Genomic DNA, 22565 nt, shown 5'->3' with positions numbered 1-22565 from the left:
TCACGGCAAACCCTTCAACCTAATTATAGGGAAAAATGTATAGGTATGAATTACATTTTACTTATTATTCCCAATTTCGTAGCCTTAATAAACTCAACAATGTTGCGTATCTCGGCACTATCAGGAACCTGTTCGGTTATCTGAATTACAGCATCAAAGATACTAGTCTGTCCATGAAAGACAAGACGATAGGCATTGGCAATATGTTTTTGTACTTTCTTATCGATATTATACACATTCATCATAGTGGTATTCGGTCCACCATAAGTCACAGGTTTTCCGCCTGCAATGATATAAGGAGGAACATCCTTTGCAAATGTAGTACCAGCCTGAATCATTGAGTAATCACCGACACGTGTCTTTGAATTCTCTATTACACTAGAACTGAATATCACTCCATTTCCAATAATGCAATCACCAGCAACCTTTGTACCATAGCCAAAAACACAATTGTCTCCAACCTTTGTATCATGAGATATATGCGCACCCTCCATAAGGAAGTTATCATTACCGATAACGGTACTTGAACCCTCATGTGTAGCACGATTTACGACTACATTCTCACGTATAATATTGTTATCACCAATAATGAGTTGACTATTCTCTCCATGGAAATTGAAATCCTGTGGAAGAGCGCCCAATACTGCACCTTGAAATACTTTATTACCCTTACCCATTCTTGTACCGTTAAGAATACTAGTGAAAGGAAAGACAATACAGTCATCACCTATCACCACGTCATCCTCTATATACGCAAATGGATATATCTTGCAGTTTTCTCCAATCTTTGCTTTCGGAGACACTTCTGCACGTGGACTTATTTCACTCATAATATTACAACCCCTAATCTTCCCGAAAGAAGATGTCCAGATTTACTACGGGGTATATCTGGTTGTGTTATTATTCTTTTATCCAACGTTTATCTGTATGCTGCTATTTGGCACCTCCGCCAAGAGCATAATACAGATTCACAACAGCCTGCATCTTATAAAAATCATCGGCAACTTTTGACAATTCTACATTGAGCAGACTACTCTGTGCCGTTATAACTTCTAGATACGTACTTCCAGCACTTGCCATAAGATCCTTCGTATCTTCAACATTCTGTTTTAAGACTTCAATCTGCTTAGCCTCAATTGTTGATTTTTCGGCTGAAGAGTTATAAAGTACGAGTGCATTACTAACTTCACTTCCTGCAGTAAGGATAGAATTCTGCCATGTATTATATGCCTGCTGATATTGAGCTTTAGCTACCTTTAAACCAGCGACGAGCTTACCATTTTGGAATATAGGCTGAGTAAGAGATCCCACAGCTGTGAGCAACAAATTACCTGGATTTACTATTCCTAAACCACTATTATTAGTGAATGCTCCGCTGGCATTAATATTTAATGCTGGATAAAAACGGCTTCTTGCTGTCTCGATATTATAGAAACACTGAGCAAGTTTCATCTCTGCTGAATGAACATCTGCACGATTATTGAGTAACTGCACGCCAATTCCAGTAGAGAAGTTTGCAGGAAGACTCTGTTCGTCAATTTTTCCTCGGCTTATACTCTGAACCTGCTGTCCTAAAAGCAAAGACAAAGAATTCTCGGTTTCACGAATCTGTCGCTTTATGTCAGTTTTTTGAGTAAGAACAGAATAGTAATTAGACTCTGCCCTCTGTACTGCTGTAGAACGAACACCAATCACAGAATTCTTCTGCAACTTCATTATATCCCATGTATTCTTAGTAAGTCCTTCCATGTCGTTGACAATTTCGAGTTGTTTGTCAAGCATAAGAAGTGAATAATACATGTTGGCTATATTGGCAATGAGATTAGTCTGCACTGACACCTGATAATCCTTGCTCTGAAGTAGAGCTACCTGAGCAGAACGCTTAGAAGACAATAGGTTTCCAAAAAGGTCAGCACTCCAACTTGCATTTATTGGCAAACTGTAAACTTTAGTAGCCTTTCCACCATCCCATGAAGAAATAGTTCCCTGTGGAGAGAAAGTAAAAGAAGGTAGGAATGCTAGTTTTGCAGACTTTAACTGTGCCTCTGCCATCTGAACGTTCAAAGCAGCATTAAGGAGGTTGGTATTGTGAGCCAAACCTGTCTCTATCAATGATTGCAGATGCGTATCCGTAAACACACTGCGCCAAGGAATATTTGCGAAACTTGTTGTATCACGAGCAGCAAGAGAATCACTGTCAGACACTGCATCTCGCATGATGGCACTTGTGTTTATATTTGGACGCTCATACTTTCCATACAAGCTCTTGCAGCCACTCAAGGTGAGTGCTGCAAGACCAAGTAGTACAATACTGTTATATTTAATTTTTATCATACTCATTCTTCTAGTTTTTTGGTGAAACCGTTGACTTAGCATTTGCATACTGTGCTAGTTCAGAAGCAGCCTCAGCATTCTCCTCATCCTCAAACTTGAGTGGGGTGAACTTCTCCTGCAACCACTGGAACAAGGCAAACAAAGCAGGAACGACAAACACCTGACATAATGTACCTATAAACATACCTCCAACTGCAGCGGCACCCAAAGTCTGGTTACCATTCTTACCAACACCGGAAGCGAACATCAATGGAAGCAAACCCACAACCATGGCGAGAGACGTCATAAGGATTGGTCGCAAACGTGCTCCAGCTCCAAGGATAGCTGAGTATTTTATAGCCATACCTGTGCGTCGTCGTTCAAGAGCAAACTGCACAATAAGTATGGCATTCTTCGCCAACAGACCGATAAGCATAATAAGCGATATCTGCATATAGATATCATTGGAATGACCGAATATCAATGTGAAAATAAACGCTCCTGCCAATCCAAACGGTATTGAGAGAATTACAGCCAACGGAAGGATATAACTTTCATACTGCGCACTAAGAATCAAGTAAACGAATACAATACAAAGTACGAATATCAATGCCGTAGAATTACTACTTTCTGCCTCAGAACGAGTCAAACCTGAATAGTCATAACTATAGCCCTCCGGAAGAGTATTTTCTGATACTTCCTTAATTGCTTGCATAGCCTGACCTGAAGAATAACCTGTCTGCGGAGTAACACTCACATTAATTGATGTAAACAAGTTGAAACGTGATATATTTGATGGTCCATATATACGGCGCAACTTTACAAACTCACTTACAGGAGACATTCCACTAGGAGTTCTTACATATATATTACTAAGTCCATCAGGGCGCATTCTACTTGCAACATCTCCCTGAATCATTACACGATACAGTTTACCGAAGGAATTAAAGTTAGATGCATAGAGACCACCATAATATCCTTGCAACGTTGTCAACACATCAGAAGGAGCTATTCCAGCCTGTTTTGTCTTAGCAACATCCACATCCACCATATATTGAGGATAGTTAGGGTTATATGAAGTCTGAGCCATCTGTATCTCTGGTCGCTTATTGAGTTCGGCAATGAAATCCTTAGTTACATTATAGAACTTCACAATACTTCCACCAGTTTTATCCTGCATAGACAGTGTAACACCGTTCTGCATAGAGAAACCAGGAATCATAGGAGGACCGAAAGCCAATATCTGAGCATCCTTTATCGTTGCCGTCTGCTTATAAATCATACCAAGAACAGAAGTATTCTCGAGTGGGTTCACAAACAGAGCCATTATGTCGGCATTTTTGATTGCGTTCTTTATACGAGTCGTGAAACTTCCCGAACGTTCCTCAAACGATTTCAGCTTAATAATGAATGTAGCCTGATCAGAACCTTGTCCAGCAATAAAGTTATATCCAAGTATAGACTCTCTACGCTTTATTGCAGGGTTATTGGCTAGCATTTTATCAACCTGAGCAACAATCTGCTTAGTACGTTCCTGACTTGTTCCTGGTGCAGCAGATATAGTAACAAACAGAGTTCCTGTATCCTCGTCAGGTACAAGACCAGTCTTAGTTGTAGCCATTGTTATAACTAAAGCGGCAATACCTAATACGACAGCGCCACCAACAACCAAATAATGGTTGATAATCCATTGTACACCTTTCTTATACTTACTTGTAACCTTATCAAACTGATGATTGAATCCGTCATGGAAACGGCTTACGAAAGTTGTCTTCTTTTCGCTATGCTCATCGTCCTCATGAGGTTTCAGGAACATTGCACAAAGTGCAGGAGAAAGTGTAAGGGCGTTAAGGGAAGAAATCACGATAGAAATAGCCATCGTAACACCAAACTCACGATAGAAAGTTCCAGAAGTTCCACCCATGAAAGATACAGGGACGAACACAGCAGCCATTACCAATGTGATTGATATAATAGCTCCAGAAATCTCGTTCATCGCATCAATAGATGCAGCGAGTGCACTCTTATAACCTTGGTCCAACTTGGCATGAACCGCCTCCACAACGACTATGGCATCATCCACCACTATGGCTATCGCAAGCAGCAAGGCGGACAGTGTCAGTAAGTTGACGGAGAATCCAAATACCCACAGGAAGAAGAACGTACCTATCAACGCAACAGGAACCGCAATCATTGGTATCAACGTTGAACGGAAATCCTGAAGGAATATGTAAACCACAATAAACACAAGTGCCAATGTGATAAACAACGTGAATACAACTTCATGAATAGAAGCGAACAAGAATTCGGTTACATCCTGCTCAATAGTATATTCCAGTCCAGGTGGGAAACTTTTCTTTGCCTCTTCCAAAGTTTTCTTAACATCTGAAGCAATCTGAGTTGCATTAGAGCCGGCAATCTGATTAACCATACCAAGTACGGCAGGATGTCCATTATTTAGCAGGTTCACATTATATTGTAATCCGCCAAGTTCTACCTTTGCAACATCCCCCAACTTTAATGTCTGACCATTAGTTGAACTTGTGATTATGATATTCTCATAATCAGGGATTGTCTTCAAGCGCCCCTTATAGCGAAGAACATACTCATAAGCCATATCGCTGTTCTCACCAAATTTACCTGGAGCAGCTTCAATATTTTGTCCATCAAGAGCTTTTGTAATGTCAGAAGGAATAAGTCCGTACTGTTTCATCTTATCTGGCTTAAGCCATATACGCATGGAATAAGTACGAGTACCTGGAGTCTGAATATCACCTACACCATTGATACGTTTCAACTGAGGTATAACGTTGATAAGTGCATAGTTGGTAACAAACTGGTCATCATAACGACCGTCCTCTGTAGTAAGAGAGAACATTATAACATTTGATGACTGACGTTTAGACACCGTCACACCAGCACGAGTAACCTCGGCAGGCAACAAAGCCTGAGCCTGCTGTACACGGTTCTGCACATTCACCTGTGCCATATTGGCGTCGGATCCCTGCTTGAAGTACACAGTAATCTGTGCCATACCATCATTGGTGGCAGAAGATGTCATGTAGGTCATGTTCTCAACACCATTGATACTCTCTTCAAGAGGAGTAACAACGGAGTTAAGCACCGTCTGAGCGTCAGCACCAGTATAAGTGGTACTAACAGAAATAGTAGGCGGTGCGATATCCGGATACTGCTCTATTGGCAGCGATATCAATCCTATAGTACCCAACAATACAAACAAGATGGAAATTACCGTTGAAAGTACCGGGCGCTTTATAAAGTTAGTTAATGTCATATATAACTATTCTCTTTTTATTGTTTTTACTTGCCTTTCATAACATCAACAAAACCCTTTGCTGTACTCTGCTTTGCAGCAAGTTTAGCGGCATCGTCGATTTTCTTCTCATACTGAGCTTCTGTGATAGGCTTTATCTTCATACCGTCAGAAAGTTTGGCAATACCCTTTGTTACAATGCGGTCACCAACGCTTAATCCTGATGTTACAATATAAGTTTTTCCGTCATTCTGAGGATTGACTGTAATTTCTGTGTATTTCACCTTATTATCAGCTCCTACCTTATATACAAATATCTTATCCTGAACTTCAGAACATGCTTCTTGAGGAACCTTTATTGCATGGTTATCATCTGTAGGAATTACAATCTGTCCTGCACCACCACTCTTTAGAAGTTTCTCAGGATTAGCGAAATGTGCAATAAGTGAAACAGAGCCTGTGGTTGGATCAATAACACCACTCATCTTTACAACCTTTCCTGGATGATTGTATACAGTTCCGTCAGCCAACTGTAGTTTTACTATTGGCATAGAAGAAATTGCTGCTCTTACACTTCCTGCAGTTTTTGTCAGATTAAGTATCTCGCTTTCAGACATAGAGAAGAAGACTTCCATAGTACTGATATTAGATACTGTTGTAAGTGGCTGTGCATTTGATGAATTGACCAAAGCACCAACCTTGAAAGGAAGACTTCCAACTACACCATTTGAAGGACTCTTCACCTGACACCAACTTAGAGTTTCTCTTGCTGAAGCTAAAGATGCCTGAGCTACAGAAGCTCTTGCTGTAGCATAAGAATTCTGAGCAGTAGAAAGTTCATACTGTCCAATAACGTTCTTCGCAAAAAGTTTCTTATTATTTTCATAAGTAAGTCTTGCTGTGTTCAGTTGAGCACGTGCAGTATTTACACCAGCCTGTGCCTCACGAACAGCAGCACGATAAGTCTCACTATCTATTGTAAACAATACTTGACCGGCAGACACAGTCTGTCCTTCATGTACGTAAACATTAGTAATAAAACCAGAAACCTTCGGACGAACTTCGACATCCTGAATACCCTTAATAGTGGCTGGGTAAGTAGTCTGCAATGAAGCATCTGAAGCACCTACTGAAACTACAGCAAACTCATCATCCCCAAACTTTGGCATACCACCCCCTCCTTTACATGCAGTGAGAGAACTTGCGATTGCCAGAATAAATAAACAATTCTTAATCTTCATACCTATTTCTACAATTAAATTTATACATAGTTAATATTATAATGAAATACAGGGCGCAGAAAACTTTAAGACCCTTTATAGTTTTTACTTTGCAAAAGTAACAATAAATCAGTAACAATATCTTTACTGACACACACTTTTAACAATAATTAGTTTGATATGTCTATAACAGAAAGGTATTTTATCAATTATACGAAAAATCCGAGTAATTCGTCAAATCGGATTACTCGGATTTCTATTATAATAAAGAACTAGCTACACTAATCCCATGCTCTTTGCTTTACTCATAAGCAACTGCATCAAAGATTCGCGTTCATTCTCCACCTTATTATCAAGTACAGCATCTTTAAGGGTCTGTTTCAACGCTCCGACTTCACGACACGGAGTAAGATGGAATATCTCCATGATTTCATTTCCATCTATGCAAGGTTGCAACAATCGTTTGTAATCGCGTTCCTTAAGATCTGCTAGTTTTTCACGTACACTACGGAAGTTATCAAGGAAGCGCTGTTTCCTCACCTGATTTTTACTTGTAATATCAGCTTCGCAAAGAGTCATGAGATCATCAATATCATCACCGGCATCATTCATCAGTCTGCGCACAGCACTATCTGTTACTTCATCATCAGCGATAACAATAGGACGCATATGAAGATCAACCATTTTTTGAACATACTTCATCTTCATATCCATCGGTAACTTCATGCGACGAAAAATTCCAGGAATCATTTTAGCACCTACATAATTGTGATTATGAAATGTCCATCCTGCAACATTATCCCAACGCTTGCTACGAGGCTTACCAATATCATGGAACAATGCAGCCCAACGTAGCCACAGCATCATTTCACCATTATCATCTGATGTAATCTGCGACTTGCAAACATTATCAAGGACTTCAAGAGTATGGTAAAAATTATTCTTATGCGCTTTGCCATTTCTAGTTTCAACTAAATCCAGCATAGAGAGTTCCGGGATAATCAATTGTAGTAAGCCACATCTCTGAAGATCCACAAATCCTTTGCTTGGCGCATTAGTAAGCATTATTTTGTTGAGTTCGTCAACAATTCGTTCACCACTTATTATCTTTATTCTATCGGCATTACGCTCAAGAGCTTCAAATGTCTCATCGTCAATGATAAAATTCAACTGAGTAGCAAATCTTATACAACGCATCATGCGAAGTGGATCATCTGAAAAAGTGATATCTGGATCGAGCGGAGTACGAATGATACCGTCTTCCATATCAAGGACACCGTCAAACGGGTCAATTAGTTCACCGAAGCGCACCTTATTAAGACAAACAGCAAGAGCATTTATAGTGAAATCTCTCCTATTCTGATCATCTTCCAATGTACCATCCTCAACATGCGGCTTACGAGAATCATGACTATAACTCTCTTTCCGTGCACCAACAAATTCCACTTCTACACCACGATATTTCACTTGCGCTGTTCCGAAATTACGAAACACTGAAAGATGGGCTTTCTTTCCAAATAGGTTTTTCAATTCGGTAGCAACGCGAATACCACTTCCTACAACGACAACATCAATATCATTAGATGGTCTCTCAAGGAAAAGATCTCTCACATAACCTCCTACGACATAGCATTCCAATCCCAAAGAATCGGCAGCTTCTGAGATTTTATGAAAGATATCCTTATCCAGTAGTTTCGCCAAATCGGCATTTGTAATATTTCTCATTGTTACTTAATTTCTCTTAACTTGCTCTAAATTGCGTGCAAAGATACTAAAATTTAATGTCAGAATATGCAAGTTCAGTTAGTTTTTTATATTTTTGCACTCATGAAGAAGTATTTTTGGCTTTTTGCGCTTACAGCTATTATATGCAGCTGTGCCGAAACTCAAGACGAGAAGGCTACACCATTGATGTCTGACATAGAATCACTCTATGGTTCAGGTCAATATAAGCAAACTCTAGACTCAATAATGTCGCTAAGGAAAAATTATCCGGAAGCGATAGAATCACGTAAGCGTGCCTTAAAAATATGGCAAAACGCATCATTAAAGATGGCTCAGCAAGACATCGCACGTACAGATTCTGCACTTCAGGCAACACTAAAGGCGATTTCTTCTACTGGGAATATCGGGAAAAGAAATATGCTAGGCGTGAAGCGCGACTCCCTGAAAGCAAGATACGAAGCTATGTGCGGCGTAGTGAGAATGATTCATTATCGCCAAAGTATGAAATGACGTTATCTAAAGCATAAGCCAAAAAATTTGGTGAATTCATTATTAATAAGTAACTTTGCATCGCAAAGTTTTAAGGCTTATGAGCAATTTGAATACAGAGAAACAGTTTGAGAATGTGATGAAAGAATGTCGTGAACTCTTCAGCAAGAAGTTACACGACTATGGTGCTTCATGGCGCATATTGCGACCGTCATCACTAACAGACCAACTGTTTATCAAGGCAAAGCGTATACGTTCACTGGAGATCAAAAAAGAATCTTTAGTCGGTGAAGGTATACGCCCTGAATTTATAGCACTTATCAATTACGGAATAATTGGGTTAATCCAACTTGAAAAAGGATTCGTTGACTCTGTTGACATGACTGTGAGCGAAGCCATGACGTTGTATGACAAACATGCAAAGGAGGCTTTGGAACTGATGCTAAAAAAGAATCATGACTATGACGAGGCTTGGCGCTCTATGAGAATCAGCAGCTACACTGATTTTATACTAACAAAGATAGAAAGAGTTAAGGAGATAGAGGATATAAACGGAGAGACTCTTGTTTCAGAAGGCATTGATTCCAACTACATGGATATTATAAACTATGCGGTATTTGGCGCAATAAAACTGAATGGAGAAAAGTAGTACATATATTTCTACCAAAGCACGATTTATCGGAATACTGGTAAATTTATGCAGATTTGTATTGGCATTTACTTTTATATTCTCAGGATATGTAAAGGCTATTGATCCAATAGGCACACAGTACAAACTGCAAGACTATCTTGATGCCGTAGGAATGCCGGGCATTATGCCGGACTGGGTTACGCTAATTACATCAGTGGCAATGTCTGGGTTGGAGTTCTCATTGGGAATATTCATGTTGTTTGCCATAAGGCGTAGAATATGCTCTAAAATAATATTGGTATTCATGTGCGTGATGACTGCCATTACTATATGGTTGACAATAGCAAATCCAATAAAAGACTGCGGATGTTTCGGTGATGCTATCAAACTGACCAACATACAATCGCTGACCAAGAACATTATTCTCCTTGCATGTGCTGCAGCAGTGGTATGGAAGCCACTATCTATGGTGAGGTTTATATCTAAGAGTACACAATGGATAGTTATCAACTATACCATATTGTTTATTCTGTTGAGCAGCGGCTACAGTTTGTATTATTTGCCACAATTTGATTTCAGACCTTATCATATAGGTGCCAACATACGCGACGGGATGACTATTCCCAAGGGAGCAAAGCAACCTAAGTTTGAGACTTCATTTATATTGGAGAAGAACGGGGTTAAAAAGGAGTTTTCGCTTGACAACTATCCAGACTCAACATGGAAGTTCATAGATAGCAAAACTGTACAGATTTCAGAAGGATACATTCCACCAATACATGATTTCTCTATTGAGGATAAAAATACAGGGGAAGATATCACAAAAAAAGTTCTGGACTATAAAGGGTATACATTCCTGCTAATAGCTCCACATCTTGAACAAGCAGATGATTCCAACTTTGGCGACATAGACCAGATATACGAATATGCTCAACAACAAAACGTGCCATTCTATTGTCTGACAGCAAGTAACGATAAACCTATAAGAAGGTGGATAGACATCACTGGGGCAGAATATCCTTTCTGTACGACTGACGAGACTACCCTTAAGACTATAACAAGAAGCAATCCTGGATTGCTATTAATAAAGGACGGCAGGATAATAAACAAGTGGAGCCACAATAACTTACCTTCAGAAGAAACTCTGAACAAGCCACTGCAACAGACTGAAATCGGCAAGATGCCAGACGATACGGTTTGGGGAAAAATACTAGTAATTGTTTTATGGTTCATATTACCATTAATGATTCTAACCATAGCAGACTGGGTGCTAGCTTGGGGCAAATGGGTAAGAAATAAAGAAAAGGAAGACAAAGATAAAATATATCAACTGTTTAATAAAAAGAAAAATAAAATGAGAAAGAAAATCGTAGCAGGTAACTGGAAAATGAACATGAACCTGCAAGATGGTGTTGCTCTTGCTAAAGAGATCAACGAAGCTTTAGTTGCTGACAAGCCTAACTGTGGTGTAGTTATTTGTACACCTTTCATCCACTTGGCTAGCGTTGCACAGGTACTTGACCAGAACGTAATTGGTCTTGGTGCTGAGGATTGCGCAAACAAGGAAAAGGGAGCTTTCACAGGTGAGGTTTCAGCAGAAATGGTTAAGAGCACAGGTGCTCAGTATGTTATCTTAGGCCACTCAGAGCGTCGCCAGTATTACGGTGAGACTGCAGAGATCCTAAAGGATAAGGTACAGCTTGCATTGAAGAATGGTTTGAAGATTATCTTCTGCTGTGGTGAGACTCTTGAAGAGCGCGAAGGTAACAAACAGAACGAGGTCGTTAAGGCTGAACTTGCAGATAGCGTATTCAACTTGAGCGAAGAAGAGTGGAAGAACATCATTCTTGCATACGAGCCAATCTGGGCTATCGGTACAGGTAAGACTGCTACTTCTGATCAGGCTGAGGAAATGCTTGCATACATCCGTTCTATCGTTGCTGAAAAGTATGGTAAGGAAGTTGCAGAGGATACATCAATCCTTTACGGTGGTAGCTGCAAGGCTTCTAACGCTCCTGAGCTATTCTCTAAGCCAAATATCGACGGTGGTCTTATCGGTGGTGCTGCATTGAAGACTGCTGATTTCAAGGGTATCATCGACGCTTGGAAGAAATAATAAAAATATTGAAATGCAGGGATATTGTAATGACATGAGTATTATTTAATAACATTACTCTGTCGTGCCAATATCTCGGCATATTTTCAACATTAACACACATAACTAGAATATATGAATAAGTTCGTTATATCGTCAATAATTGCATTAGGTATTGCCGTCAACGCTGGCGCACAAACTTATCTCGACCATCTGAAGAAGAGCGTCGCAGGTAATGGTAACGTTACCGTTACTCAAAGCAAGGAAATTGATGAATTGGTTAACGGCAAGAAGATACAGACTCAACAAAAGGCTGACAACACCGTCAAAAAAGAAAAAAAAGCTGAAACTAACAGAAGCGAAATTAACCGCAACAGAAATAATATCAAACCACAAAACGTGATTGGTGACTCTGCAAAGCATCACAACTATAATTATAACAACAAGAATGAAAGTATAGTTAATAATGAGAAGAGTCCTGAGAAACGAGAAAATACAACTAAGCAGAAAAGCGAGCCAGTTAGGATTGACGACGACGAAGAGTTTGACATTCCAACAATTGACATGCGCAAAAAAGTGATGCGCGGCAGCAGAAAGATAACAGGATTCAGAGTCCAGGCTTTCTCCGGCGGCAACTCAAGAAATGACAGAATGAAAGCTGAACAAGCTAGAACAACGATAAAACTTAAATATCCCGAAGAACCTATATATGTGCATTTCTATTCTCCACATTGGATATGCAGAGTAGGAAACTATCGCAACTTCCAGGAAGCTAGGGCTATGCTCATGAAAATTAAGGCTTTGGGATACAGACAAGCATGCATTGTGAAGGGAACAATTTCCGTACAATACTGATATTATTAACATTAGAACGATAAGATATGAATCCGGAAAATGAATTTCGTGATGGTCTTGACGACCTAGCATTACATTATAAAGAGGTATTGAAAATATTGGGCGAGGATCCTGAGCGTGAAGGGCTTGAGAAAACCCCTATGCGTGTAGCAAAGGCAATGCAGATTCTTACCCGCGGATATACACAGGATCCGCACAAGGTTCTTACAGATGCTATCTTCAAGGAAGATTACAACCAAATGGTAATAGTTAAGGACATTGACGTGTTTTCACTTTGCGAACATCACATGCTGCCTTTCTATGGTAAGGCTCATATAGCCTACATACCGAACGGATATATAACAGGACTAAGTAAGATCGCACGTGTTGTAGACATATTCAGCCATAGACTGCAAGTGCAGGAAAGACTTACTCAACAGATAAAAGACTGTATTCAGGAAACCCTGAAACCTCAAGGCGTTATGGTCGTTATCGAGGCCAAGCACATGTGTATGCAGATGCGCGGAGTAGAGAAACAGAATTCTATCACCACGACAAGTGATTTTAGCGGAGTATTTAATTCTCTTACTACACGACAGGAATTCATGAGTCTTCTTCGTGGAGAATCTAAAAGAATATAAAAAAGTGAGCTATGGGATGCAAGATTCTTACATCCCTGGTATTTACCTTATACATAATATTAATTTAAAACATAATATGAAAAATCTAAAAAATGCAATCTTGATTTTGTTCTGCTCTGTTTTAGCAGCAACAACTTTTACTTCGTGCCTAAGCGATGACAACAACAACGACAACACCAATGTCATCACATTGACTGGTGCACAGCGTACACAAACTCTTCAGGCTCTTGCAGGTGATTATTCTGGTTATCTCTATTTTTACAATGACACCAAAAAGGATTCTGTAGAAGTAGACTGGATAGTATCAGCATCTGACTCGACATTTACAAGTTTTTCATTTCCTATTAGCTTCTTGCAGAACTATGTATCTACTAACTCTGCTATCAAAGATGCTGTTACAAATGCTGGAAGACAAACTCTTATAGGAGCTGTTAACACATATGCCCAAGCTTCAACAACATATTGGAATCAGAATTATTATTTCTATCTGATGACTCCTGCTAACAAAACACTTAAGTTTAATTACAACGGGAAGGCTTGCGAAATAACTTTCGCTGATTATATGGCTAATAGCTCTTATGGGTATCTGTATCCACAGATTCAATACTACAATAAAAAGAGCAGCATTAATTTCGTGGTTAAGAGCGTAAAGGTTGGCGACGATCAAATTGATGTAAACACAGTCTTCCAGGCTGTCGGGAAGCAAACAAACTAATTAAAACAGTCACAATATGAAATTTATCTCTTGGAACGTTAATGGTTTGCGTGCATGTGTTGGAAAGAATTTTGAAAAGGATTTCAATGCTCTCAACGCAGACTTCTTCTGTCTTCAGGAAACAAAGATGCAGGAAGGACAACTTGACCTGCAGTTTCCAGGTTATGAATCTTATTGGAACTATGCCGAAAAAAAAGGATATAGCGGGACAGCTATATATACTAAGCATAAACCACTTAGCATTAAATACGGGATAGGAATTGAAGAGCACGACCATGAAGGTCGCGTAATAGCTCTTGAATATGATAAATTTTATATTGTAACTGTTTATACACCAAATTCTCAGGACGGACTTCGTCGTCTGGAATATCGCATGAAATGGGAAGAGGACTTTCAGGGGTTTCTTCATGAACTTGACAAAAACAAACCTGTCATTGTATGCGGTGATATGAATGTAGCACACGAGGAAATAGATATCAAGAATCCAAAGACTAACCATAAGAATGCCGGATTCACTGATGAGGAACGAGAGAAAATGACGATATTGTTAAACAATGGATTCATTGACTCTTTCCGTACTTTATATCCAGAGCAAGTTACTTACAGTTGGTGGAGCTATCGTTTTCATGCTCGTGAAAATAATACTGGCTGGCGTATTGACTACTTTCTTACTTCAGAACATATAAAAGATAATATCGAAGATGCTAAAATACATACCGAAATATTAGGAAGCGACCACTGCCCTGTTGAACTAGACATCAACTTATGATATATAGTAATTATCTATCTCACACCAGAAAAAAGTTTTTTTGATGAAATAATTGTCACATCGTCACTTTTGCCCTGTTTAAAGGGGTTTAAGAGTGACGATTAATTCAAAATCGCACCTGCTTTTGGCGATTTTTATCCAAATATGCAATACCAATATTGATATTCTTTATTTCTAAAAGTCCATAAGTATATTGGGAATTCTCAATATTATAATATAATTGCCTCTGATAAAAATTAAATAACCCATGTTGGGTTATCAGATTACCCACGTATAGAATAATAATATTATAACATCACTATTAGTGATCAAAATGAAAAGGGCAATGAGAGAAGATACACACATTATATATCACTCCCTCACTGCTTTTCATTTCTCATTTTATTTACTTGATTATTCTTTCTACATGATTGTTTAACAACAGCACAATTATATTATCTTTTGAATAAAGGAAACATTTTCAAGTGAACTTAAATTCGATAAAGCATCTGCAATTGATGCAATCACTATATGAGACTCATCTGTTCTATCGCTAGTACAAGAAGCAATAACCATCACATATCATTATTCTCTGTTATATTTTTACAGAATAGCTACACGACTACAAAGAAGAAGAGCTTAAAGAAAGATCTACATCTCTACTATCAACAACGCTATGTTTACCATAAAAATATTTGTACAACTTTATATTCAATAATTTCTTATTTGTTTTATTTGGAGTAATAACCACAAAATTCATATTTATGGTATCTTGCTCAATAACATCACTTTTATTGCGAGTTTTCCTATCTTCCCAAGTTCCAGTATTCGCATAAACACATGGGTTTCCATCCAAATTATTATAAATCTTCATCATTGTTTTATGAGTGTGTCCAAATACAACAACACGAACAACCTTTCTCAATGGATTCGAGAAATACTGACATAAAGATTGTTTATCAATATATGCTGTCTTCAAACTTCCAATAAGAGCTGAGTCAATAGGTGTCGAAACAATTACGTTATTAGCCTTCAGACGACTATCCCAAGCTATTTGAGTAAACAAACCATTATACATATTCATTTGTATACTACCATCAGCACTATTATGAGGAAGAATGTCATTAATTGAATAAGTCTTCGTAAAATTATCAATATTTGTTGTTATTATCTTATCATCAAATTTATCATTAACATATATAAGATTCTCTAAAACTAACTTCCATAAAATATAATAAAAATACTTACTAACTTGTTCTGGATTATTCTTATCATTTAATACCACATTAGGTACCATGGTTGCATTAATAATTGAAGTTGGATTTACAAATGAATTAGCAGCAATACGGGCAAAGAAATATCCTGGGGCAAAAGTTGTACCCTTAACATTTGGATCAGCTCCATCGTTAGTTATATTGCAGAAAAAATCATATCGATGTCCATGCTCTATTGCTATTTCTGGGTAATTATCTGGATAATAAGTTCCTATACCATATTTTTCTTTGCTATCACGAGCTTGATTCACACCAGTCATTGCTAAGTCTATACTCTCTGGAGTAAACCCCATATCATGATTACCAGGAATATAAGTTACCTTAATCTTCTTATCACTTATAATACCGTTAAGTACATCAAATATGCTTTTATTTGCTGCTACGGTCTTGAGAATAAAATCTTTCTGGCTTTTGTTTTCATAAGTATTTGTTCGTGTAGGAATATACCACTCATCAAACATATCACCAGCTATAACCAGTTCTTTTATTGTACTAGATGCCCTTACTTCATTAAGAAACTGATTTAGTCGATTAAGATGTTTCATATTTTCGGAATAAGTAAGATCATTCCCTAAATGTAAATCACTAATAACAACTATCTTATTTCTCAGAATACTATCAATAAGTTCGCTTGTCGGGTCAAATGGATTATCAACCTTCGCAACATAATCATCTGAGCCACAAGACACAAACAAAGAAGCAAACAATAAGAATAATAAGGATAGCTTTTTCATTGCAAATTAAATATAAATATTTTTTTTATTTGATTATTTTTATGAAAACGGATTATGACAATAATTCACATGGCAAAGTTAATCAATCATTTATATTTTCATGTCGCATTATCACAATTTACATGTTGCATTACTACAATATATTATGATTTCTAGTTAAAATATTTATTTTTTTATTAAATTTGCAAACATAAAATATGCAAAATTTATATTTAGCCACCACATTTGCCGCAGCTATAGCATGCTTGCTTACATCGTTGCTTATATTCGCCCGTAGAAAAAGTGGCGAACGATCTAGGATTATTCTTGGATGTATTATATTATTCTCTGTAAGCAATTACATAACAAGGTTCTATGCTTTATGTAACGGAAAACAACCAGAACTAATAATTTCTGTACCGATGCTATTACTTGCTATATTTATGGTGATATCTTACATCATGTATCCTATAGAAGTAATATCACCAGGATATCTAAATACATGGCGAATTATAAAGCTATATAGTCCCGTACTTTTTTTAGCGCTAATTTATAATGTATTAAGAATATTTGGAGCAACATTCCCTCCATACCATTCTTTATTAGAAATGCTACCACATTTTTCAAGGATTGATGTTTGGTCTAGAATTTTTCTTGCAATATTGGCATTCACTCCAGTCTTTTTAATATTCACTATACCATATACTAGACGTTACAACAACACAGATAGAGTATGGATGATGAAGTACACCATGTGTTTCATCGTAAATACTATTGCGTATATTGTTATACTTATATCAGACCACCTTATTATAAAAACACTCTATTATTATGTTAGTGCAGGATGTAGCATCTATATTGCATACATGGAATTATTTGAGAGGCTGATAAAGCAACCAGAATCAAATATAGCAGAAAACATTTACGAAGATAGCAAAGAAACTGAATACATTGAAGAAACAGAAGAGAAACCAAATTCTCTATGCGAAAGAGTGGTTATACACATGAGACACACGTTAGACTACAGAAATCCAGATATCTCACTAAACTCTATGGCAGCATCTCTATACACCAATAGAACTACACTCTCAAAAGCTTTGAGAGAGCTGGGATATACTAATTTCAATGCGTATATAAATTCTTTACGTATTGAAGACTTTATTAATCGAGTAAAAAATGAGCGGATTTATAACTATCAAGATATATTCTACAATGTGGGATTCCGTTCTAGATCAACTGCTATTCGTAACTTTAAACAATATACTGGTAAAACACCATCAGAATATTTTAGCAAATAGAAACTGGAAGAATATGATTATTTAATATAAGTGCTTGATATATATATATATGAATTGTACAATCCTCAAATATATGAACTGACCAGATAAGATATAAAGCACCTAGAAAGAATAGAATAAGATCATTCTAATCGGAAGTTCTAGCTTCTTATCGTATGAATAGCAACAAAACGCATCAAAAAGTATAAAACGAAAATGCCCGCTTCTCACGAAGCAGGCATTTTCTTCTTGTTTATTGTTTAAATAGAGACTTTTGTAATTTATCTTTTTATTAAGAGAGAAATCGAAATTCTTACATAAGAGACTTCAAATCAGAGATAGGACGTTTCTCCATTGTGCCGTCAGCATTTGTTATTGTGAAGTAATCATGAGCTGATTTACCATTCAAAAACTGAACTACTGCAACACCACCCTGACGCATCTGCATGGTGAAATATCCATCACGCTTTCCATTTACATACTTTCCGTGCCATTTCTCCTTACCATTTTTATAATAAGTAGTAATCTCACCGTCGAGTACTGTATTTGTATCATTACCAAGATCAATAAAACTGTAAGAACCTTCTGCTCTCAAAGTTCCATTCATATAGAAGTCTTGGAAGACATTTTTCTTACTAAGTCCTTGACCTTGCTTCATTAGCAATCTGTAATAGCTTGCTTGTCCACTAGTAGCAACATTCATCATGTTTTCTGCATAATAAATAGTGTCAGCTACAACAACTGCATTTTCGGCGACATGTTTGCGACCATAACTTACGATGGTCAACATTGCCATTACTGATATCAAAAGGAATCGTCTCATAATCGTATATTTTTTAGGTTTTTATTCTTTTCTGATGCAAATATATATAATTAATCTGATACCGCAATAATTTATTAACACTATTTTATACATATTTTTCTACTATAAATTAGTCGTAATTTAACCACCCACTTTCAATTTGAAACTTGCCAAAAATAGGGCAAAAAACTTTCAATTTGTAAAATAGCCCTATTTTAAACCCATACTAACTAACGATTTAGTTACTTTTTGCACATTCGTAAGTGAGAAATGAGCTGTTTACGCACACAGCAAACACAAGCTAGTTACAATTGGTATTGTAAATTATTTTTATATATACCAATTTGAAACAGTTAACAACTTGATATATATCAAGTTGTTTCATTAACAGTGTCCAAAGTGACACTTTGAACGGATTATAAGCATATATATTACATGAAGAAAACCTCACATTAATTCTATCGCTAATAAAACTCTATATTACTTTATTTTAGATTAACATGGCATTACATTAATGCTTTATATATATAATGTACGAGGGAACGTTTTTACATAAAAGTAACTGTGGACTTAACGATTCGATAGTAACACGTATACAGGATCATATGTAAGCAAGAAACAAAAGCAACAACTGCTCTAATCATTATAAAGTTTGGTTTTAAAACATATGAGATATAATGAACAAACTTGTTGTTTAGCAAAGATTAGAAATCTCTAATAAATAACTATTTTTATCATTCGATAGTCTGATTTTGGAATATTATAGACTACTTTTGCGGAAAATTATAAATTAGAGTTCATTATGGACGATAAATCCGATAGTCATATTAAAAATAAACCCGATGTTATGAAGGTTGATTAGGATATAATACGTCCTGATTACCTCCGTATACGTCATAACATTCATGGAGGTAATTATAATGAAATTTAAAAAAAGACCTCAATTGAGACCAATTAATGGTTTCAAAGACCAAGCAGAAATTCTAAGGAAAGCAAGTTGCTGCAATGAAAACGAATTATATGAGCAGACAGCAACAACAAGAAACGGATTAGATGATTCACAGGTAAAAGACCGCCTTGAAACATATGGATATAACGAAGTAAGACAAGAAGGTAAGGTTTCCTGGATAAAACAACTTATCAGCGCATTCATCAATCCTTTTATCGGAATACTTATTTTTATTGCCATAATATCTGCAATAATAGATATCTGGTTACCAAAGATTTCCGACAGAGACTATTCTACTGTCGTCATGGTTTGTATTATGGTAACTGTAAGTGTAGCCCTAAGATTTATTCAAGAATACAGAAGCAACAAAGCAGCTGAGAAGCTGAAAGACATGGTAGAGACTACCGCTACTGTTGAAAGAAATGGGGAAAAGTATGAAGTTGATATAAAAGATATAGTTCCAGGAGATATCATTCACCTATCAGCAGGAGATATGATACCAGCAGATTGCAGGATTATAAATGTAAAAGACTTATTTGTTATTCAATCTGCACTTACTGGAGAATCATTACCAATTGAAAAGAATGCTACATGCTATGGAAAACAGGATGCAGAGAAAAGTCCGATTATAGATTTACAAAATATATGCTTCATGGGTACAAATGTCATAAGCGGCACAGCAACAGCGGTTGTTGTGACAACCGGTGAACATACTTATTTTGGCTCTATCAGTAAGACTGTTACTGGCAAAAGACAGGAAACAAGTTTTGACAAGGGTCTGAAGCGTGTAAGCTATCTGTTGATTTCATTTATGGCAGTTATGGTTCCTGTTGTATTTATTATAAATGGTATAGCTAAGGACAATTGGGTAGATGCAATGCTATTTGCTGTAGCAATAGCTGTAGGTCTCACTCCGGAGATGCTTCCTATGATTGTTACAGCAAACCTTGCAAAAGGAGCTGTTAACATGAGTAAGAATAAGGTTATTATAAAGCGCCTTAATGCAATACAGAATATCGGAGCAATGGATACTTTGTGTACAGACAAGACCGGTACCCTTACACTTGACAAGGTTGTATTGGAGCGCCACCTTAATATATATGGAGAATCAGACGAAGAAGTATTAAAGTGGACTTATCTAAACAGTTATCACCAGACAGGATTGAAAAGTCTGTTAGATGTAGCCATTCTTAACCATGTTGAATTGCATGACTCACTAAAAGCAGACGAAGCCTATAAAAAAATAGACGAGATTCCTTTTGATTTCCAACGTCGACGCATGTCCGTTATACTTGAGCGTTCAGACGGTAGTCATCTATTAATATGCAAAGGTGCTGTAGAAGAAATGCTGCAACTATGTTCACGAGCATACGATCCTGGTGAAGACAGACAATTGCAGATTGATACCGACGAGATCCTGCCAATGGATGAAAAGACAAGGGAGCACATCATAAAGATGTCTAAAGAATTAAATGAGGACGGACTTAGGATACTTATAGTTGCAGTTAAGACTTTTGATAATAGAGACCCTACATATTCTGCAGAAGATGAAAAAGATATGATTATGGCTGGCTTTGTGGGCTTTCTTGATCCTGCAAAACCTTCAGCACAGACGGCACTTTCTTCTCTTCAGCAATTGGGAGTAAACGTAAAAGTACTTACAGGTGATAATGAAATCGTAACTAAGAAAATTTGCAATGACGTAGGCATTAAGTTCGACAAGATTATGCTTGGAAACGAATTGGAAATAATGGATGATAATGAGTTGAAAGAAAAACTTGAAGAAACTGTTATTTTCGCGAAACTAAGTCCTATGCAAAAATCAAGAATTGTAACTCTGCTTCAGGAAGAGGGACATACCGTAGGATTCATGGGTGATGGAATAAATGATGCCGCAGCACTAAAGACAGCTGACGTTGGTATTTCTGTAGATACTGCGGTAGATATTGCCAAAGAAAGTGCAGACATTATTTTATTAGAAAAAGATCTCAATATATTACGTACTGGTGTAGAATATGGAAGAATTACATTCGGTAATATTGTAAAATACATTAAGATGACCACCAGTAGTAATTTCGGAAACATGCTAAGTATGCTAGGAGCAAGTATTCTCTTACCATTCTTACCGATGCTTCCTATCCAGATATTATCCCAAAACATGTTATATGATATCTCACAGACCGCAATACCTTGGGATAATATGGATGAAGACTTCATAAAGAGTCCAAAAGTATGGCATACCAAAGGTATATCAAGATTCATGTTTTATATGGGACCAGTAAGTTCTATATTTGATTATATTACATTTGCATTAATGTACTTTCTCTTTTCTGCATGTGTACCATCATCTCAAAGTCTGTTCCAAACAGGATGGTTTGTTGAAGGGCTGCTATCACAAGTACTCGTGATCCATATCATACGCACTGGTAAAATACCTTTCATACAAAGCTGTGCCGCATCACCTGTAGTATTTATGACATTAGTTATAGCAGTGATAGGACTTATAATTCCTTACACATCGGTAGGAGCGGCTCTTAAAATGACTCCATTGCCTATAATGTATTATCCATTTTTACTGGCAATCTTGTTAGGTTACGGAGTTCTCACACAAGTAGTGAAAAGATTCTTTATAAGGAAATATGGACAATGGCTATAACAGTCATTCAAAAAAAGATCATCCATAACACTGTTATTATGATCTTAGTCTAAACAAAAGGGATTACATCGTATACTGATTTTCAGAACGATGTAATCCTTTTTTCACAAACTAACTACTAAGTTATATTACTACAAAATATTTGTTTGACGAGTAAATTCGATAATTTTCTAAATCATCAGAAAATCAGCCGAAGTTCTTACTTGTAT

General features: G+C 37.1%; 16 protein-coding genes. 9 read left to right on the top strand and 7 right to left on the bottom strand.

What is annotated here, in order from left to right:
* Positions 1-50 precede the first annotated feature (50 nt).
* From lpxA to B045_RS0104610, 5 genes are all read right to left on the bottom strand, one after another.
* Entirely contained in the window at positions 51-833 is a 783-nt protein-coding gene (lpxA, locus tag B045_RS0104630; protein WP_025883964.1) for an acyl-ACP--UDP-N-acetylglucosamine O-acyltransferase, read from the bottom strand.
* Positions 834-933: 100 nt separating this feature from the next.
* Positions 934-2334, bottom strand: coding sequence for an efflux transporter outer membrane subunit (locus tag B045_RS0104625; RefSeq protein WP_018463103.1), 1401 nt, complete (start codon positions 2332-2334; stop codon positions 934-936).
* Between the two features lie 10 nt (positions 2335-2344).
* Entirely contained in the window at positions 2345-5608 is a 3264-nt protein-coding gene (locus tag B045_RS0104620; protein WP_025883966.1) for an efflux RND transporter permease subunit, read from the bottom strand.
* A 26-nt stretch (positions 5609-5634) separates the two neighbouring features.
* On the bottom strand, positions 5635-6828 hold the full coding sequence (locus tag B045_RS0104615; protein ID WP_018463101.1) for an efflux RND transporter periplasmic adaptor subunit: 1194 nt from the start codon (positions 6826-6828) through the stop codon (positions 5635-5637).
* A 255-nt stretch (positions 6829-7083) separates the two neighbouring features.
* Entirely contained in the window at positions 7084-8532 is a 1449-nt protein-coding gene (locus tag B045_RS0104610) for a CCA tRNA nucleotidyltransferase (RefSeq protein WP_018463100.1), read from the bottom strand.
* Between the two features lie 102 nt (positions 8533-8634).
* On the opposite strand from B045_RS0104610, the gene B045_RS0104605 reads away from it, so the two are divergent.
* The 7 genes from B045_RS0104605 to B045_RS0104575 all read left to right on the top strand — a co-directional run bounded on the left by B045_RS0104605 (position 8635) and on the right by B045_RS0104575 (position 14706).
* Positions 8635-9042, top strand: a complete 408-nt coding sequence (locus tag B045_RS0104605; RefSeq protein ID WP_018463099.1) for a hypothetical protein — start codon at positions 8635-8637, stop codon at positions 9040-9042.
* 79 nt (positions 9043-9121) lie between these two features.
* Positions 9122-9670: a DUF1599 domain-containing protein gene (locus B045_RS0104600; protein WP_018463098.1), complete on the top strand. Its 549-nt coding sequence runs from the start codon at positions 9122-9124 to the stop codon at positions 9668-9670.
* Entirely contained in the window at positions 9657-11768 is a 2112-nt protein-coding gene (locus tag B045_RS0104595; RefSeq protein WP_018463097.1) for a BT_3928 family protein, read from the top strand. Before B045_RS0104600 ends, B045_RS0104595 begins: the two co-directional genes overlap by 14 nt.
* A 114-nt stretch (positions 11769-11882) precedes the next feature.
* The gene (locus tag B045_RS0104590) at positions 11883-12602 is read left to right on the top strand and encodes an SPOR domain-containing protein (protein WP_018463096.1); all 720 of its coding nucleotides are present in this window, start codon (positions 11883-11885) and stop codon (positions 12600-12602) included.
* 26 nt (positions 12603-12628) lie between these two features.
* Positions 12629-13222: a GTP cyclohydrolase I FolE gene (gene folE / locus B045_RS0104585; protein ID WP_018463095.1), complete on the top strand. Its 594-nt coding sequence runs from the start codon at positions 12629-12631 to the stop codon at positions 13220-13222.
* 76 nt (positions 13223-13298) lie between these two features.
* The gene (locus B045_RS0104580) at positions 13299-13937 is read left to right on the top strand and encodes a DUF4840 domain-containing protein (protein WP_018463094.1); all 639 of its coding nucleotides are present in this window, start codon (positions 13299-13301) and stop codon (positions 13935-13937) included.
* Between the two features lie 16 nt (positions 13938-13953).
* The gene (locus B045_RS0104575) at positions 13954-14706 is read left to right on the top strand and encodes an exodeoxyribonuclease III (RefSeq protein ID WP_018463093.1); all 753 of its coding nucleotides are present in this window, start codon (positions 13954-13956) and stop codon (positions 14704-14706) included.
* 601 nt (positions 14707-15307) lie between these two features.
* Here the strand turns inward: B045_RS0104575 and B045_RS0104570 are convergent.
* The gene (locus B045_RS0104570; RefSeq protein ID WP_025883972.1) at positions 15308-16693 is read right to left on the bottom strand and encodes a metallophosphoesterase; all 1386 of its coding nucleotides are present in this window, start codon (positions 16691-16693) and stop codon (positions 15308-15310) included.
* Positions 16694-16890: 197 nt separating this feature from the next.
* Between B045_RS0104570 and B045_RS0104565 the strand changes: the two genes are divergently transcribed.
* Positions 16891-17970 (top strand): helix-turn-helix domain-containing protein, encoded by a 1080-nt coding sequence (locus tag B045_RS0104565; RefSeq protein ID WP_018463091.1) that lies wholly within the window; start codon positions 16891-16893, stop codon positions 17968-17970.
* Between the two features lie 292 nt (positions 17971-18262).
* Here the strand turns inward: B045_RS0104565 and B045_RS0104560 are convergent, their stop codons facing one another.
* Positions 18263-18772, bottom strand: coding sequence for a toxin-antitoxin system YwqK family antitoxin (locus B045_RS0104560; RefSeq protein WP_025883974.1), 510 nt, complete (start codon positions 18770-18772; stop codon positions 18263-18265).
* A gap of 899 nt (positions 18773-19671) precedes the next feature.
* On the opposite strand from B045_RS0104560, the gene mgtA reads away from it, so the two are divergent.
* A complete protein-coding gene (gene mgtA, locus B045_RS0104555; RefSeq protein WP_025883976.1) occupies positions 19672-22356 on the top strand; it encodes a magnesium-translocating P-type ATPase in 2685 nt (894 codons plus the stop codon).
* Positions 22357-22565 lie beyond the last annotated feature (209 nt).

It is taken from the genome of Segatella paludivivens DSM 17968 = JCM 13650, from assembly GCF_000373185.1.
In the GTDB taxonomy this organism is placed as follows: Bacteria; Bacteroidota; Bacteroidia; order Bacteroidales; family Bacteroidaceae; genus Prevotella; species Prevotella paludivivens.
The sequence above is the reverse complement of the archived record's forward strand: the minus strand, read 5'-3'. Positions and strand labels throughout refer to the sequence as shown.

Excerpts from the sequence above, each read along its gene's own strand:
- B045_RS0104620 (WP_025883966.1), bottom strand. The coding sequence starts at position 5,608 with ATGACATTAACTAACTTTATAAAGCGCCCGGTACTTTCAACGGTAATT.
- B045_RS0104605 (WP_018463099.1), top strand. The coding sequence starts at position 8,635 with ATGAAGAAGTATTTTTGGCTTTTTGCGCTTACAGCTATTATATGCAGC.
- B045_RS0104615 (WP_018463101.1), bottom strand. The coding sequence starts at position 6,828 with ATGAAGATTAAGAATTGTTTATTTATTCTGGCAATCGCAAGTTCTCTC.
- folE (WP_018463095.1), top strand. The coding sequence starts at position 12,629 with ATGAATCCGGAAAATGAATTTCGTGATGGTCTTGACGACCTAGCATTA.
- mgtA (WP_025883976.1), top strand. The coding sequence starts at position 19,672 with ATGAAATTTAAAAAAAGACCTCAATTGAGACCAATTAATGGTTTCAAA.
- B045_RS0104600 (WP_018463098.1), top strand. The coding sequence starts at position 9,122 with ATGAGCAATTTGAATACAGAGAAACAGTTTGAGAATGTGATGAAAGAA.
- B045_RS0104580 (WP_018463094.1), top strand. The coding sequence starts at position 13,299 with ATGAAAAATCTAAAAAATGCAATCTTGATTTTGTTCTGCTCTGTTTTA.
- B045_RS0104625 (WP_018463103.1), bottom strand. The coding sequence starts at position 2,334 with ATGATAAAAATTAAATATAACAGTATTGTACTACTTGGTCTTGCAGCA.
- B045_RS0104610 (WP_018463100.1), bottom strand. The coding sequence starts at position 8,532 with ATGAGAAATATTACAAATGCCGATTTGGCGAAACTACTGGATAAGGAT.
- B045_RS0104565 (WP_018463091.1), top strand. The coding sequence starts at position 16,891 with ATGCAAAATTTATATTTAGCCACCACATTTGCCGCAGCTATAGCATGC.
- B045_RS0104575 (WP_018463093.1), top strand. The coding sequence starts at position 13,954 with ATGAAATTTATCTCTTGGAACGTTAATGGTTTGCGTGCATGTGTTGGA.
- B045_RS0104560 (WP_025883974.1), bottom strand. The coding sequence starts at position 18,772 with ATGAGACGATTCCTTTTGATATCAGTAATGGCAATGTTGACCATCGTA.
- B045_RS0104590 (WP_018463096.1), top strand. The coding sequence starts at position 11,883 with ATGAATAAGTTCGTTATATCGTCAATAATTGCATTAGGTATTGCCGTC.
- B045_RS0104595 (WP_018463097.1), top strand. The coding sequence starts at position 9,657 with ATGGAGAAAAGTAGTACATATATTTCTACCAAAGCACGATTTATCGGA.
- B045_RS0104570 (WP_025883972.1), bottom strand. The coding sequence starts at position 16,693 with ATGAAAAAGCTATCCTTATTATTCTTATTGTTTGCTTCTTTGTTTGTG.